The following is a 15,543-nucleotide window of genomic DNA, read 5'->3' as shown; positions in this document are numbered from 1 at the left end:
TCCGCAACTGGAAGGTACTTGGCGTTTGATAGCTTCATCCCACCATGACTGATCTTTTTGCCCTGACTGTATGCGCTTGGTAGGTCACGTCAAAGGAGCACTGGCACACGTCAACGTTTTGGTCAGCATGCTGTTTGCCGGGGTGTCCGGCTCCTCCACCGCCGACAGTGCCGGCGTAGGCACGGTGCTGATTCCGGCCATGAAACGCGAAGTCTATCCAGTCAGCTTCGCCGTCGCGGTCACCGCGGCCTCCTCCGTGATGGGCACCATCATCCCGCCGTCGATCAACATGATCGTATGGGGCGCGCTGACCAATACCTCGATCGCCGGCCTGTTTCTGGGCGGTATCCTGCCCAGCGTGATGATCGGCGTGGCCCAGCTGCTGCTCAATACCCGTTACGTGCGCCGCTATCACGTGCCGGTGCGCAAGCGCGCCACCCTCAAGGAGCTGGCCAGCTCCGGCAAGGATGGCCTGTTGGCCGCCGGGATTCCGATCGTCATCATCGGTGGCATCACCCTGGGCATCGTGACCCCCACCGAGGCCGCGGTGATCGCGGTGGTCTATGCGCTGGCGCTGGGCTTCGTGGTCTATCGCGAGCTGGATCTCACCAAGTTGCTCAATGCTTCCACCGACACCGTCAGGCTGTGCTCGCTGTCGCTGTTCAGCCTGGTGGGCGCGGCCATCTTCGGCTATCTGATCAGCTTCTATCAGATTCCGCCCAAGCTGATGGCGGGCGTCAGCATCACCGACCCGACGGTGCTGTTGATCGTGATGACCATCGTGCTGCTGGTGATCGCCACCTTCATGGATGCCCTGCCCGCGATGGCGATCATGGCGCCCATCTTCTATCCGTTGGCGATGTCGGCAGGCGTGCACCCCGTGCAGTTCGGTGTCATCGGCGTGATGGCGCTGGGGCTGGGCCTGATCACGCCGCCCTACGGCCTGTGCCTGATGATTTCCGCCAAGATAGGCGGCATTCCTCTGCTCAAGGCCATGGCGACCACCATGCTGTATCTGGACGTGATGCTGGCCGTGATCCTGATGATGATCCTGTTCCCGGAGTTCGTGCTGACCATTCCGCGCCTGATCGCCCCTGATTTCGTCTGATCCACTGCATTATCCGGACATTCTGAAAACTGTTTGAGGAATGTCCGGAGTTCCCCTTTTCTTGCCCATACGCAACGCCCGTCTTCTCCTCGCGGCTCATCCCTGCCCACTTCACCTCGCCGGCCTCAATGTAGTGCCTGCATGAAACCGCCCTGAAAGTACGCCAACGTCGTGGTCCGTCCGGAAAATTCCTCGCTTCATGGCAAGAGTTGCTACGTGTATCGTGACATCCCTTGGAAAATGTCGCCGGTAACATGCCAGAGATGAACTCTCGATTATCGTGCTTTTATTGAAAGTGTTTCTTCAATTGACCGATATATTTCAACGTCAGACATCTCCAAATTGGATTGGGCCGGTTGCCGATGCGTCGGCAATTTCCCCACGCTTTCCATGTTCTGACAGGCAGGTAGCCATCATGAAACGTCCCTTCTCCCTTGCTCTTCTCGGCCTATCGGCCGCCTTCGCCAGCATGACCGCCCACGCCGACGACCACTCCACGCTCACACCAACCAGTGAAGTCGTCCAGCAGTCCGACGTCGACTGGGGCTACCTGAACCCGCTGCGCGGTGACAAAAGTCCCGCCGCCGGCGATCTATGGGGTGACCGTACTCAGGATGGTGCCTCAGGATTTCTGGTGAAGTTCGATGAAGGCTTCTCTTCGCCACCCCACATCCACAACATCACCTACCGTGGTGTGGTCATCCAGGGCGAAGTGCATAATGATGACAAGAACGCCGATGAGCAGTGGCTGCCCCCGGGTTCGTTCTGGATCCAACCGGCCGGTGAATCCCACATCACTGCCGCCAGAGACAAGGTCAACATGGCCTACATCGAGATCGATGAAGGCCCCTACCTGGTTCAGCCGGAATCCGAGGCTTTCCACAATGACGAAGAGCCACTGAATGTTGCTGAAAACAACATGGTGTGGCTGGATGCCAGCGACATCCGCTGGATCAATCTGCCGGGCAGCGATGACGCCGTAAAAGGTCCAAAAACCGCCTTCCTTTGGGGCAACCCGGACATCGGCCAGCTGAGTGGCCGCCTGGTAAAACTGCCGGCCGACTTCTCCGGCGAGATCACAAGCCACGCCGACGAATTCCGCGCCGTGGTCATCAAGGGCGACCTGACCCACGAGACCGAAGGCAAGGACGATAGCCAGAGTCTGGCGACCGGCAGCTACTTCGGCTCTCAGGGCGAGATCACCCATGACATCACTACCGGCGCTGACGGCGAGACCCTGCTCTACGTACGCACTAATGGTGATTTCGACATCGTCGAAGACTGAAACCTGCGTTCGTCTGAGCTCTTGGCTCTGAGATCTAAGTTCTGAATCAGCAGGCATTCCGACCTGCAGCAAACACGAACGGCCACCCCGGTCTCAAGACCGCGGGTGGCCGTTCGTGTTTGCATTTGTATTTGGATTGCGCACTCGCCGTCAGACCAGTCTTTGGACCGCCATCTCGAGGCCACGGATTTCCGCCAGCCCCTTCATGCGCCCATACAGCGGGTACCCCGGGCGGGTCTCGCGCCGGGCATCATCCAGAATGTGGTGGCCGTGATCCGGTCGCATCGGCAAGGGCGCGCCGCCCGATACCAGGCGACGGCGCTCCTCCGCGACCAGCACGCTGATGATGTCTATCATGTCCAGGTCGCCCTCGAGATGCTCAGCCTCATGGAAGGAGCGCTTGTCTTCACTGTCACGCCCGGTGGCCCGCAGATGGGCAAAGTGGATGTGAGGGGCGAAGCGCCGCGCCATGATGCTCAGGTCGATCTCCGGACTGGCCCCGTAGGAGCCGGTGCAGAACGTCAGGCCATTGGCGGGACTAGGCACGACGCCCAGCAGCCAGTCAGCATCGACCATGCTCGAGACCACGCGCGGCAACCCGAACATCGGCCGCGGCGGATCATCAGGGTGAATGGCCAGACGAATGCCGACCTCTTCCGCCACCGGCACGATGGCCTTGAGGAAGGTGGCCAGATGCTGGCGCAGGCGCGCGGCATCGATACCGTCATAGGCCGCCAGCGCCGCTCGGAACTGGGCCAGCGTGTAGCCTTCTTCCGCCCCCGGCAGCCCCGCGATGATGGTGCGGATCAACGTCTCGCGCCCGGCATCATCGAGCGACGCCAGATGCCTGAGCGCGGCCTGCTGCTCTGCGCCGCTGTACTTGTGCTCGGCGCCGGGGCGCTCCAGAAGATAGAGATCAAAGGCCGCGAAGGCATCCTGATCAAAACGCAACGCCGTGCCGCCCTCCGGCAGCTGCCAGGCGAGGTCGGTGCGCGTCCAGTCCACCACTGGCATGAAGTTGTAGCACACGGTGCCGATCCCGCATTCCGCCAGGTGGCGCAGCGACTGCTGATAGTTGGCGATATGGCGATCACTGCCGGGCGCGGCCTGCTTGATGCTCTCATGCACCGGAATGCTCTCGACCACCGACTAGCCTCGCCGTCCTCTTCCTGCTCTCTGGTTGTGCAGCCTTGCAGTCCACACCTCCCAGTTATGACAAATCACAGCACGCTTTTCTTTCACCGGGTTACCCCATCGAGCGGGTCAATCAACCCGAGGGCTTCAAGCTGGTAGGACAGGACAGTTCTGATTCTCGTGAAGGGTTCGCCAGTGCATCAACGGAGGGTAATGCACATGTCAGAAGAGAAGCTGTCGCCTGGAATACCGATGATGACAATACTGCTCTGATGATGGTGATTGCAGGGTCACTCGGGCACTCAGCGCGTTATCTCGAATGGACAGACACGGATGGCTACCAGTTCGTGGGTAACCAGAGAGTGCAATACAAGTTTGCTCAGGGGCGATTCGAAGACATGGTAAGTGAGTCCAGTCTTATCCCACGACTGGCGCCAGATTGCGCACAACGCATCACGCTCTCTGCAAACAACCATAACAAGAAGGTGACGGGCGTCTATATTGAAGGCGTGACCTGCTACGACCTCCCGTTGATCAACGATTATCACCGCGAACAACTTCGCCAGAAAGCTTTCCGCCTATTCGGGCTGTAACAAACCCCACGATAATCGCTTACAAATCTTGAAATACGAAACGCCCCACCCACTACCGCATCAGTGGGCGGGGCGTTTCAGGTATCGCGGTATCAGCAGCCGATCACCATTACTGCCAACACATCACGCTCACACATCACACTCCCAGGCCTGCGCGCGACGATCAGGCGGGTGCAGAGCAGGCGTTGCGGGTAGCTGGGGCATTGCAGACAGGCGCCGGGCGAATGGAGGCGGGGTCAGCCAGCGCGGCCACCACAGATCTAACCTGCTGATAGCCGGTGCGCATCAGGAAGGTCGGCGCTCTGCCGTAACTCTTGATGCCGAGGATGAACAAGCCTGGCTCGGCATGCAGCAGCTCGGCCGCGCCGTGTTGCGGCACCGACCCACAGCTGTGCTGGTTGGGATCGATCAGCGGCGCAAGCTTGATAGGGCTCTGCGTCGCGGGGTCCAGCGAAACACGCAACTCAGACAACAGTCCCAGAGACGGGCGGAAGCCGGTGGCCGCGATGATGCGATCCACCGCTGGCAGCTGGTGTTCGCCACTCTTTACGACCCAGCGCCCTGCCTGGTGTTCGATCGCCTCGACGGCAAGCCCGGTCACTACTTCGATCCGGCCTTCCTCGAGCAGCGCCTTGATGCGCAGTTCGAGCGCCTTGCGCTCCTCCAGCTCATCATTGGGCGCTGGACGGATGACCTCCTCGATCTTGGCGCAGCGAACACCCCAGACGATTCGCATCCCCTCTTCATGGTCTTCCAGCGCGATCAGGTCCTGGAGCGCATTCAGCGCCGAGTGGCCGCTACCGATCACGAGTACCGATTTGCCGGCATACTCAGTCGCTTGTGTGCCGCGGATGTCCGGCACGCCATAGGCGATGACTTCGGCCGCCGCTTGCTCACCAATGGCGGGAATGCCGTGCGCGCCGATCCAGTTGGGGGTCTGGTAAGTGCCGGAAGCATCGATCACCGCACGGGCCAGTACGTCCCGCGGGCCGTCAGGGCCCTCGACGCGCAGCACGAAGGGCGCCTCATCGCGACCGCCATTGCGCAGTACATCATGCTGTTGACGACTGACATGGGTGACGCGGTTATCGACATGCAGCCGCGAGCTGATCGACGGGTGCGCGGCGAGCGGCGCAACATAGCGGTCGAGAAACTCGGCCCCGGTGGGATAGGCAGCGACGTCCGGTGCACGCCACCCCTGTTCCTGCAACAATTCAGCAGCTAAAGCGTCGATATTCCATGACCAGGGCGAGAACATGCGCACATGACTCCAGCTTGCCAGGTTGGCTCCTGCGTATGCGCCTGACTCGAAGAGAATCGGCTCCAACCCTGCCTCCAGCAGATTGACGGCAGCGCTCAGCCCTATCGGCCCGGCGCCGATGATGACCACCGGCAGGCTTGTGATATCACGACTCATGGCAGTCACTCGCAGCAATATGTTGTCAGTGACAACAAACCTAGTATCCCTCCACGCTAATGTCTACTGTCAGGTGCTCAATCAGTCACCCAAGCGCTGCCGCGCGGCAAGGGTCAGCTTATTGAGCAGTGTCACTGCGCCCTCCACGACCTCCGGCGACAGGCCTTCGATCATGGAGGCCTCTTCCGCGACCAGCTCGGCGTGAATCTGCTGGTACAGCGCCCTGCCCTCGGGGGTCAGCGAGAGCTCAACGGCACGCCGGTCGCTGGGGTCTTCGATCTTGCGCACATAATGCTTGCGGATCAGCGAGTCGGCGACCCGGCTGGTCGTGCTCTTGTCGAGGTACATCTCGTCCGCCAGCGCCTGCAGCCTCAGCGAACCACGCTTGACCAGCGTCTCCAGCGCATAGCATTGAGCGACGGAGACGTTGTGGGGACAGATGCTTTCCCTGTCACGAAACTGATGGACACGAATGAGCTGATTGACGGCTTCGTACAGCGCTTCTGCTTGATCCACTCTGATGCCTCACGTGACGGTGGTCCAAAAGGGAGGAAGATGCTGGCCAAGATAACCGAGCACGACCAAGAGTGCACCGAGTCCAACCACCCTTATCCTTCCCCCTTATCCAGCTTCCCTTGACCCACCACCCTATCGGCCTGCACGTGGCAGTGCTTTTCGCGAGCAACTCAATCGCGCCCCTTCCCCCAGAGACGGCTCCAGCAAACCTTTCAGGCAAAAACTGTGCAATAATCTTGCAATTCAATATTGAGAACGATTAGCATTGCCAGCCGCAATATATAACTATTCATGCAAGGGAATCCACGTGCATCTCCGCCTCCATCCGCTTACCGCAGCCGTCCTCTCCGCCAGCGCATTGACCCTGAGCCTCTCGGGCCACGCCTCGGCCGACGACATGTCCACCCTCGTCATCAGCGAAGACCGTCTCGAACAGGATGTCGTAATCAGCGCTGAAGAGATCGATCAGCGCCAGGCACGCGATCTGGAAGACCTGTTCCGCGCCGAACCGGGCGTCAGTGTCGGCGGCGGCATCGCCATTGGTCAGAAGGTCTATGTACGCGGTCTGGAAGACACCAACCTGAACGTCACCATCGATGGCGCGCGTCAGGGCGGCTACCTCTTCCACCATACCGGCCGATTGACCATCGACCCGGCGCTGCTCAAGCAGGCGGAAGTCGATAAAGGCCCCGCGACCGCCGATGACGGCCCCGGCGCGCTTGGCGGCAGCCTCCGCTTCGAGACCAAGGACGCGCAGGACCTTCTCAAGCCCGGCCAAGACCTTGGCGCACGCGTCTCCGTCGGCACCGAAAGTGCGGCGGATGCCACCTCCGGCACCACGGCGTTCTATGGTCGTCTGGGGGAGAATCTCGGCCTGATGGGATACGTCAGCGGCCGCAACAGCGATGACTATGAAGTTGGCGGTGGCGGTGAGCAGGAACAGACCGCAGGCCAGCAGCGTGGCTACCTGCTCAAGATGTCATTGCTGGACGTCAATGATCAGGACCTGCGCATCAGTGCCGAGCGCACCACCGATCACGGCACCTATTTCACGCGTCCGCACATGCCGAGCTTCAGCAGTCAGCAGCCGACCTATCAGGAAATGGAGCGTGAGACCTTCACCATCAATCATGCCTGGCACCCGGGCAATGATCTGATCGACACCAAGACCACCCTCTACCACACCACTCAGGAACTGGATCGTGTCGAGGCGGGCAGCACCAGCCGCTCCAGCGAATTCGGCGCGGATGTGCGTAACACCTTCCGTCTCAAGACGGGTGATGTGGCGCATGCTCTGACCACTGGTGTGGACTTCTACGATCAGGACACCCGTCGTTCCGATGATGCCGGCAGCTCCGGCCCCAACAACGAAGACACGTCACGCAACCTGGGGGTCTACGCCCAGAACCATATGACACTGGGTCCGTGGGCCCTGTCCGTCGGTGCACGCTTGGATGATTACGACAGTGATTACGGCGAGGCCGGCAGCGTCAGTGGCAGCGAGGTCTCTCCCAACGCGATTCTGAGTGTCGATGCGACTGACAACCTCACCCTGCATGCGGGCTACGGCGAGGCCATTCGTGGCGCCAAGGCGCGGGAAGTGATCCTGATCGGCGATGAAGTCGCCATCGCACAGGGGCTTGAGCCGGAGAAGGCGCGGCAGCGCGAAATCGGTCTGGATTGGCATCAGAAAGATGCCTTGATGGAGGGAGATCGTCTCGGCTTCGCGCTGACCGGCTTCCATACCGATATCGAGAACTATCAGGCCTATGATCGCCGCAGTGATCCGGCGCTGCTCTACAACCTGGATGGCGAAGTCGAGAGCCGTGGCTATGAAGCCAGCCTGAACTGGGGCGTGGGCGGCTACGACACTCGCCTGGGCTACGCCAAGGTCGTGATGAAGAACAATGAAGGCAACCCGCTGGGCGACGAGATGAACATCGGTGCTTCCACCGGCGACAAGTGGACCTGGGATCACCAGTATCGCCTGCCGAACCACAACGTCACCCTGGGCTATACCCTGAACGCGGTAGAACGTCTGGAGCGTGTGGCTGAAGGCGACGAGGAGAAACCGGGCTACGTGACGCACGACATCCGCGCCCAGTGGACACCCGCCTCCTATCAGGACCTGACGCTGACACTGGCGGTCAACAACGTATTCGACAAGCGCTACAGCGATCACAGCAGCTTCCTGCTCAGCAGCGGTGACAGCATGCTGGAGCCGGGCCGCGACATCCGCCTCGGTGCCAGCTACAGCTTCTGATCCAGTCACTGATGCTCGCACGGCGTTGACTGACGACTTGCCCCACAGGCCAGGCCTGTGGGGCATTTTTCATGGCATTGTATGGCAGGCAAGCCAGTGTTGCGCACAGGTCAAGCAGGATAGAAAGGCCAGATGATGGGCAGCAACACGACGCTGACCAGATACCCCACGATCACCAGGGGCAGACCCGCCTTGACGTAGTCATTGAAGCGATACCCCCCGATCCCCAACACCATGGTGTTGGCCGGCATACCCAGCGGCGTTGCAAAAGCGCAGGAGCCGCCGATGCAGATCGCCATCAATACCGCACTGGGGTCAGCGCCCAATCCGACCGAGATCGCACCGCCGATAGGGGCTAGCAGGGCTGTCGTGGCCGTATTGGACATGAACTGCGAGAGCCCCGCGGATATCACGAACAGCACACTGAGCAACACGCGCGGTGATGGGGCTTCGCCCAGATAGGCGACCACGTGCTCTGCCATCATCGTGCCCAACCCCGTCTTCTGCATGGCGATGGCCATGGGCAGCATGCCTGCGAAGAGGAAGATGACGCGGGAGTCGATGGCATCCAGCGCACGTCGCTCCTTCATGACCCCCGTCAAGACCAGCAGCAGCGCCCCCGTGACACCGATGACATGCATGGGGAAACCGATCACGTCATCAAAGACCATTGCCAGGATGGTGAGCACCAGCACACCCAACGCCAGGTACTGCTTCCAGAGCGGGGCCATGGTCGGTTGCTCGTCATACATCTCGACCCCATCGCCGCCGGGACGATCCGGCAGGAGCTTGTAGCCGATGGTCAGGAAGTACAGCAGGCCGAAGATCATCATCGGAATGCCGATCATCGCAAAGGAGAAGAAACCGAAGGACTGAGCACCATCGGTCATCTTGCTCAAGGTGCTGTCGACGATCAGGTTGCCCGGTGCCCCGATCAAGGACAGATTGCCGCCCATTGCGGAAGCGAAGGCGAGCGGCATCAGAAGCTTGGAGCGGCGAATCCCGGAGCGACTGGCGATGCCGACCACCGCAGGAATCAAGACGGCAGCCGTGCCGGTATTGGACAGAAAGCCGGACAGAATCGCTGTCACCAGCATGATGGCCAGCAGCAGCTGTCGCTCTGTCTTGGCGAAATGCGTCACGATGCCACCGATACGATTGGCCATGCCGGTTTCGAACAAGGCACCGCCGACGACGAACATCGCGCAGAAGAGAATCACGTTCTTGTTGATGAACCCGGAAAAGGCTTCCTCTGGCGTGAGGATGTCGCCCAGCACGAGACTGATCAGTACCAGCATGGCAGTCAGGGCAAGTGGAATCTTTTCCGAGACGAACAGTACGATCGCGACCATGAGAATGGCCAGCGTCAGAAGTTGCGCGTCCATTTTATTATCCTTGTGGTTGGAACCTTCACGCGCAGGGGGCAGGCATGGCGTTCCTGCCCCCTGGATGCTGCAAGGACTGCGTCAGGCGATGGCGGCGCTCTGACGAGTCGCGCGAACCCGTTCACAGACGGCATCGGTGATCTCGCGCGTGGTGGCGCTGCCGCCCAGATCTGGCGCATGCAGACCCGAAGCGACCACTTCTTCAATGGCGGTCATGAGGCGCTTGGCCAGAGCCGTCTCACCCAGATGCTCCAGCATCATGACGGCCGTCCAGAAGGCGCCCACCGGATTGGCGATGCCCTTTCCGGTGATATCGAAGGCAGAGCCGTGGATAGGCTCGAACATGGAGGGGAAGGTGCCTTCCGGATTGAGGTTGGCGGTCGGGGCAATCCCCAGGCTGCCGCTCAGAGCCGCAGCGAGATCGGAAATGATATCGGCATGCAGGTTGGTCGCGACGATGACGTCCAGCATGTGGGGCTTGAGAACCATGCGTGTCGTGATGGCGTCGACCAGTTCACGCGTGATCGTGACGTCCGGGTAGTCCTTGGCGACTTCGAAGAAGATCTCGTCCCACAACACCATACCGTGGCGCTGGGCATTGGACTTGGTCACCAGCGTGAGATGCTTGCGCGGACGGGACTGCGCCATTTCAAAGGCGAAGCGGTGAATGCGCTCGATGCCCTTGCGAGTGAAGATCGAGACTTCAGTCCCCACCTCCTCCGGAAGCCCCTGGTGGACACGGCCGCCATTCCCGGAGTATTCCCCTTCACTGTTTTCGCGAATGATGACCCAATCGATATCCTCCGCCTGCTGAAGACGGCTGGTGATCCCCGGGAAAACACGGGCGGGGCGCACATTGGCGTACTGATCGAACCCCTGACAGATCTTGAGGCGCAGGTCCCACAGCGAGATGTGATCCGGCACCTTTTCACTGCCTACGGCGCCGAAATAGATGGCATCAAAGGTCTTGAGCTCCTCGATGCCACCATCCGGAATGTACTGGCCAGTCGTGAGGTACCGCTCGGAGCTCCAGTCGAAGTCGACGAAGTCGAAGGTGACGTCGGTATTGTCTTCCGCCAGTACTTCCAGCACACGCTTGCCGGCTTCGATGACTTCAAGACCGATACCATCGCCCGGGATGACTGCAATACGGTGGCTATTCATGATGTAGGCTCTCTTGTCATTGGGGTGGGTGAATCAAGGCGTGATCACACACTAGCCAGCGAGCAACCGAGCCGACAATGCACTAGCATTCACAACACCTTCAACCAGGAAGTTGAAAATGCAATCGCTCACAGAACTCGATTTCTTCCTGACGCTCTGTCGGGAAGGCAGCATGTCCAACGCCGCCCGCGTGCTGGACATCAGTCCGGCAGCCGTCAGCAAGCGACTGGCAAACATTGAAAAAAGACTCAAGATTCAATTATTTAACCGCAGCACGCGCTCCATGAGCCTTACGCCCGAAGGCCAGATATATCAGCGCCATGCGGAGCAGACCTTGAGCCAGGTGCTGGAGATGGAAGAGCAGCTTTCCCGCCATGAGGGGCAGGTAAGAGGAAGACTAAAGGTGAACGCCCCGCTGGGCTTCGGGCGCAAGTACATGGCGCCCATCATCTCGGGCTTCGTTCAGGCGTATCCGCAGGTCGAGGTGACATTGCATCTTTCCGACATCCCGCACGCCATGGTCGATGGTGCCTTTGACGTCGCCATTCGATTCGGCGAGCTGCCCGATTCCAATCTGCATGCGCGCAAGATCGCCTCACATCGCCGCATCGTCTGTGCCTCTCCGCACTACCTTGCCCGCCACGGGTGCCCACAGCATCCCGATGAACTGGCCAACCACGAATGCATCACCCTGCATCAGAATCGGGACTCATGGAGCATCTGGAAATTTCAGGGCAGTGAGGAAACCTGTAGCGTCAAGGTGGGCGGCAGCCTGTCCACCAATGATGGGGAAAGCGCCCTTCGCTGGGCCCTGGATGGCCGCGGAATCGTGCTGCGAGCGGAATGGGATGTGGCGCCTTATGTCGAGGCGGGAGAACTCAAGATACTCTTCGAGGAGTATCAATTGCCCAATGCCGACATCCATCTGGTCTATCAACATCATGCCGTGCTGCCGCTTCGGATCCGCCATTTCATTGAGCACACTCAGGATTATCTGGCCCGCCACCCTTTCAAGTGACACGGCAATCCCTTTAAATGACGCACGGCTTTCTGCAGGGTCAGGGCTTCATTGCGACAACGAAATGCCCTGATGCAGACGTGCATCAGGGCACTGGGGAAAAGCAGCTCATGCACTTGCTCAGAGACCTGAAGGCGATGACAGAGGTGGCTTGATCACGCCCCTTCCGCCTCGGCATCCTGCTGTTTGGCCAGCTTGTGGCCATCTTCTGACTGCCCGATCTTCCAGTAGCTGGAGACATAGAAGTGGGACTTGGGAATCTCGTAGGCCTGCTTGAGGTGAGCACGCAGCGCTCGCATGCTGCCGAATTCACAGGCCGCCCAGACGGAGATCTGACCTTCCTGTCGGGGCAGTGCGGCAACTTTCTCCAGCAGCGGCCGCCCTTCCGGGTCAGGCTGCGGATTGACCAGCCAATGCAACTCGATCCCCGGCGGGTGCTCCAGCGCCTGGATATCGACCTCGCTAATCACCTCGATGACGGCGTGACCGCGTGCATCAGCCGGTAGCTCGGCCAGATTGACACTGATCGCCGGCAAGGCCGTCATGTCACCCGCCAGCAGGAATCCGTCGGCCTCCATGTTGATCAGCTTTTTCGGGCCGGGGCCGCCGATGGTGATGCGGTCCCCCGGCTGTGCATTGGCGGCCCAGGAAGATGCCGGACCGGCATGATCGTGCAGTGCGAAATCGACATCGATCTCGGTCGCACGCTGATGACGAATGGTATAGGTGCGCATCATCGGGCGCTCGCCTTCCCCACGCGGAAACACCAGTTTGATATAGGCGCTCTCCTGCCCCTCGGGGATTGAACCGATATTCTCACCGCCCAGGGTGACGCGCAGCATATGCTCCGTCACCGGGGTGGAACGAATCACTTCAAGCTCTCGCATTGCGGGCTTACCCATCTTGCGCACTCCTCAGGCAAACGCCTTCAAGTTGTTCGGCAGCGCGAGTTTCAGACTCACCTGCATTGTGAATCATGGCAGATACCGTCTTCACGAATTCGGCGACCTCCTCATCGCTGAGGTCTCCCGCCATCCGCTGAGCGGTCTCATCTTCCAGGGCTTCAATCTCTTTGAGCATGTCGTGGCCCGTCTCGGTAAGGGAGAGAAACAGGCTGCGACGGTCCTGCGGATTTTCCGTCTTGATGATCAATCCCGCCGTCATCAATTCATTGAGCACCCGCGTCACGCGCGCCTTGTCCTGCCCCAGATGCTGCACGATCTTGTGCGCCGTACACTCGGAGGTACGACCAATGCCCTTCAGCACCCGAATGTGCGTGACAGGCAGATCAAGCTGGTAGCGCTGGATGCCCAAGCGAAGCTGCCTGCGATAGACATGCATCAGCTGATGCAGCACATCATTGAGTGATGTCTGACTCATGTGTCACTCACCATATGGTTGGTATAGGTCAACTATATTGGCAAATGGTTGATACTGTCAACAAAAACGTGATCGAGAAGCATTCTCAATTTAATGTCGAAAATCTCATATGCCTATCACTGTTCCTTCCACTACCAGACGCCTATCAGCCAACTCTTGCCGCGTGTGATGGTGACAGCGAGCAAGAACCTGCTAAGGTCGAAGGCCCCACATTCCTGACGCCCACGAGAGGCATCGATGGCTGAACTCTGCCTGCTGTTTGATTCCGATGGCACCCTGGTCGATAGCGAAATCCTCCTCGCCGAGGCCATGTCCAGCACCCTGCCCCGCTATGGTCTGCCGTTTACCAGCGCCCACTACATGGATGAGTTTCGCGGCATGCGTTTCATGAGCATCGTGCGCACGCTGGAGGCAGTTCATGGCGTTCTGGAAGAAGAGCCTACACGACGCATGGAAGGCGAGATGCGAGCGCTGCTGGAAGAGTTGATGAAGGCGCGCCTGACAGCGATGCCCGGCATGTCAGCCGCCTTGATGGAACTTGAAGGCTATCCCTGTGGCGTGGTGTCCAATGGGCCCGAACGCAAGGTACGTCTGGCGTTGGACACTACGCGGCTGGCGCGTTTCTTCGACGGGCATATCTTCAGTGCCTATACCCTGGGCGTGTGGAAACCGGACCCGCGCATCTATCGGCTCGCCGCTGAGCAGATGGGCTTTGCGCCTTCACATTGCGTGGTGATCGATGATGCCATCGTCGGTGTACAGGCAGGATTGGATGCCGGCATGCAGGTCATCCACTTCGCCCACCACGACGACGGCCATGAAACGCCGCATGGTGCATTGCGCATGCACCATGCGCGCGAGCTGCCGAGGCTGGTGGCGCAGATTTCCCAGAGACTCGCTGCGCAGTACTAGACGTCGTCGATTCTTCTCTCTCAATTCCCGCTCGCTGAAATTCTGCACCGAGAAATCCTGCCCCTCGAGGCGGGGTTTTTCATGCCCGGCGTACAATACGGCTGCTCGTGGTGTGACTCGCTTTGCGTGTCGCGGCAACCAGTACTCCCATTCAAAAATACCGCATGCCGCCCCTCACCCTTTGATACAAATAGGCAATTTTTAGCGACTAAAGCGCCTATATATCCCCCTCCCTGATATCTATAGTGCTTCTACAGCAAACCCGCGCAAGACACGCAAGGCTCGCAGGACACGACCACACGGACAGCCAGATGCAGCTGTCTTGCGCGCCCTTGACGTGATCAGAGCGCAACCGCCGCACACCTGATATCAGGATCATGACCATGACTCGCAATACCCCCTTTGGCCCCAAGGGCTGGACCCCGGACAGAATCGGCTCGCTCGTCGGCAAGACCTATCTCATCACCGGCGCCAATAGCGGCGCGGGATTTCAGGCGACGCGCATATTGCTCAGCAAGGGGGCCGAGGTCGTGATGCTGAATCGCAACCCGACCAGATCAGAGGCCGCCATCGCGGCGCTGCAAGAGGAGTTTGGCCCCGCGGCGAATGTCAGGCATATACGCATGGATCTGGCGGAGCTGGCCTGCGTGCGCAGCACGGCCGCGGAAGTGCTGGAGAAGGTCCCGCAGATCGATGCCCTCATCTGCAATGGCGCCATCGCTCAGGTTTCCCGACAACAACTCACCGTCGACGGTTTCGAAAGTCAGTTGGGCGTGAATCACTACGGGCATTTCCTGCTGTGCGGGCTGCTGTTCGAGCGCATCGCTGCCTCCCACGGGCGGATCGTGGTGGTCTCCAGTGAAGGCCACAAGATGGGCCTCAAAACCATCCAGTTCGGCGACATGAACTGGGAACACAACTATCACCCGAACAAGGTCTATAGCCACAGCAAGCTGGCACAGATGATGTTCGCCTATGAATTGCAGGACAGGATTGAGGCGGCCGACCGCCAGGTAAACGTCCTTGTCTGCCATCCAGGCGCGTCCAACACCTCACTGATTCGTGACAACGCCAATCTGGCGACTCGACTCAGCTGGGCATTGATGGTGAAGACAGGGATGGCGCAGACGGCGGAGAAAGGCGCTTATCCCGAAGTCATGTGCGCCACCGAAAAGACCCTCAGGCAGCGAGCCTACTACGGCCCGACGGGGCTGATGAATTTTGGCGGTCCGGTGGGCGAGTGTGAATTGGGGGAATTCGTTCTCGAGAAGAGCGTCATGACCCGGCTATGGCAAGTCTCTGAGCAGGCAACGCGGTTTAGCTGGTCAATCTGATCTGGTGCCGACCACCTCCCTTCCCGCCCATCTT

Annotated in this window: 14 protein-coding genes; 7 read left to right on the top strand and 7 right to left on the bottom strand. The window is 59.7% G+C overall.

From position 1 onward, the window contains the following. The first annotated feature begins 70 nt into the window (after nucleotides 1–70). Both NH396_RS13590 and NH396_RS13585 read left to right on the top strand, forming a co-directional pair. Nucleotides 71–1,108 carry a TRAP transporter large permease gene (locus NH396_RS13590; protein WP_290441783.1) on the top strand — a complete coding sequence of 346 codons (1,038 nt, stop codon included), beginning with the start codon at nucleotides 71–73 and terminating at the stop codon, nucleotides 1,106–1,108. Between the two features lie 415 nt (nucleotides 1,109–1,523). Then, nucleotides 1,524–2,393 carry a DUF4437 domain-containing protein gene (locus NH396_RS13585; protein ID WP_253064385.1) on the top strand — a complete coding sequence of 290 codons (870 nt, stop codon included), beginning with the start codon at nucleotides 1,524–1,526 and terminating at the stop codon, nucleotides 2,391–2,393. A 150-nt stretch (nucleotides 2,394–2,543) separates the two neighbouring features. Here the strand turns inward: NH396_RS13585 and uxuA are convergent, their stop codons facing one another. Next, nucleotides 2,544–3,539: a mannonate dehydratase gene (uxuA, locus tag NH396_RS13580; RefSeq protein WP_366071733.1), complete on the bottom strand. Its 996-nt coding sequence runs from the start codon at nucleotides 3,537–3,539 to the stop codon at nucleotides 2,544–2,546. Nucleotides 3,540–3,583: 44 nt separating this feature from the next. On the opposite strand from uxuA, the gene NH396_RS13575 reads away from it, so the two are divergent. Then, nucleotides 3,584–4,120, top strand: coding sequence for a hypothetical protein (locus NH396_RS13575; RefSeq protein ID WP_253064384.1), 537 nt, complete (start codon nucleotides 3,584–3,586; stop codon nucleotides 4,118–4,120). Between the two features lie 163 nt (nucleotides 4,121–4,283). Here NH396_RS13575 and NH396_RS13570 read toward each other — a convergent pair whose 3' ends face one another. Together NH396_RS13570 and NH396_RS13565 are read right to left on the bottom strand one after the other, a co-directional pair. Next, entirely contained in the window at nucleotides 4,284–5,537 is a 1,254-nt protein-coding gene (locus NH396_RS13570; protein ID WP_253064383.1) for an FAD-dependent oxidoreductase, read from the bottom strand. An 81-nt stretch (nucleotides 5,538–5,618) separates the two neighbouring features. Then, a complete protein-coding gene (locus NH396_RS13565) occupies nucleotides 5,619–6,053 on the bottom strand; it encodes a MarR family transcriptional regulator (protein WP_253064382.1) in 435 nt (144 codons plus the stop codon). 307 nt (nucleotides 6,054–6,360) lie between these two features. Here NH396_RS13565 and NH396_RS13560 point away from each other — a divergent pair, with 307 nt between their 5' ends. Next, the gene (locus tag NH396_RS13560) at nucleotides 6,361–8,316 is read left to right on the top strand and encodes a TonB-dependent receptor (protein WP_253064381.1); all 1,956 of its coding nucleotides are present in this window, start codon (nucleotides 6,361–6,363) and stop codon (nucleotides 8,314–8,316) included. Between the two features lie 110 nt (nucleotides 8,317–8,426). Here NH396_RS13560 and NH396_RS13555 read toward each other — a convergent pair whose 3' ends face one another. Both NH396_RS13555 and NH396_RS13550 read right to left on the bottom strand, forming a co-directional pair. Further along, nucleotides 8,427–9,701: an SLC13 family permease gene (locus NH396_RS13555; protein WP_253064380.1), complete on the bottom strand. Its 1,275-nt coding sequence runs from the start codon at nucleotides 9,699–9,701 to the stop codon at nucleotides 8,427–8,429. Between the two features lie 81 nt (nucleotides 9,702–9,782). Then, the gene (locus NH396_RS13550) at nucleotides 9,783–10,865 is read right to left on the bottom strand and encodes a tartrate dehydrogenase (protein ID WP_253064379.1); all 1,083 of its coding nucleotides are present in this window, start codon (nucleotides 10,863–10,865) and stop codon (nucleotides 9,783–9,785) included. Between the two features lie 118 nt (nucleotides 10,866–10,983). On the opposite strand from NH396_RS13550, the gene NH396_RS13545 reads away from it, so the two are divergent. Beyond that, on the top strand, nucleotides 10,984–11,883 hold the full coding sequence (locus NH396_RS13545; RefSeq protein ID WP_192839320.1) for a LysR substrate-binding domain-containing protein: 900 nt from the start codon (nucleotides 10,984–10,986) through the stop codon (nucleotides 11,881–11,883). A 155-nt stretch (nucleotides 11,884–12,038) separates the two neighbouring features. On the opposite strand, the gene NH396_RS13540 is transcribed toward NH396_RS13545, so the two are convergent. Together NH396_RS13540 and NH396_RS13535 are read right to left on the bottom strand one after the other, a co-directional pair. Next, a complete protein-coding gene (locus NH396_RS13540; protein ID WP_253064378.1) occupies nucleotides 12,039–12,785 on the bottom strand; it encodes a siderophore-interacting protein in 747 nt (248 codons plus the stop codon). Next, the gene (locus NH396_RS13535; RefSeq protein ID WP_253064377.1) at nucleotides 12,778–13,224 is read right to left on the bottom strand and encodes a MarR family transcriptional regulator; all 447 of its coding nucleotides are present in this window, start codon (nucleotides 13,222–13,224) and stop codon (nucleotides 12,778–12,780) included. Before NH396_RS13535 ends, NH396_RS13540 begins: the two co-directional genes overlap by 8 nt. A 276-nt stretch (nucleotides 13,225–13,500) precedes the next feature. Between NH396_RS13535 and NH396_RS13530 the strand changes: the two genes are divergently transcribed. Together NH396_RS13530 and NH396_RS13525 are read left to right on the top strand one after the other, a co-directional pair. Next, nucleotides 13,501–14,175: an HAD-IA family hydrolase gene (locus NH396_RS13530; RefSeq protein WP_253064375.1), complete on the top strand. Its 675-nt coding sequence runs from the start codon at nucleotides 13,501–13,503 to the stop codon at nucleotides 14,173–14,175. A gap of 383 nt (nucleotides 14,176–14,558) precedes the next feature. Continuing rightward, complete coding sequence (locus NH396_RS13525) at nucleotides 14,559–15,509, top strand: SDR family oxidoreductase (RefSeq protein ID WP_253064373.1); 951 nt, start codon at nucleotides 14,559–14,561, stop codon at nucleotides 15,507–15,509. Nucleotides 15,510–15,543: the final 34 nt, after the last annotated feature.

The sequence above is a fragment of the Cobetia sp. Dlab-2-AX genome, assembly GCF_024124625.1.
Lineage (GTDB): Bacteria > Pseudomonadota > Gammaproteobacteria > Pseudomonadales > Halomonadaceae > Cobetia.
Note: the sequence above shows the minus strand (reverse complement) of the source record. Positions and strands in the feature narration are given on the sequence as shown.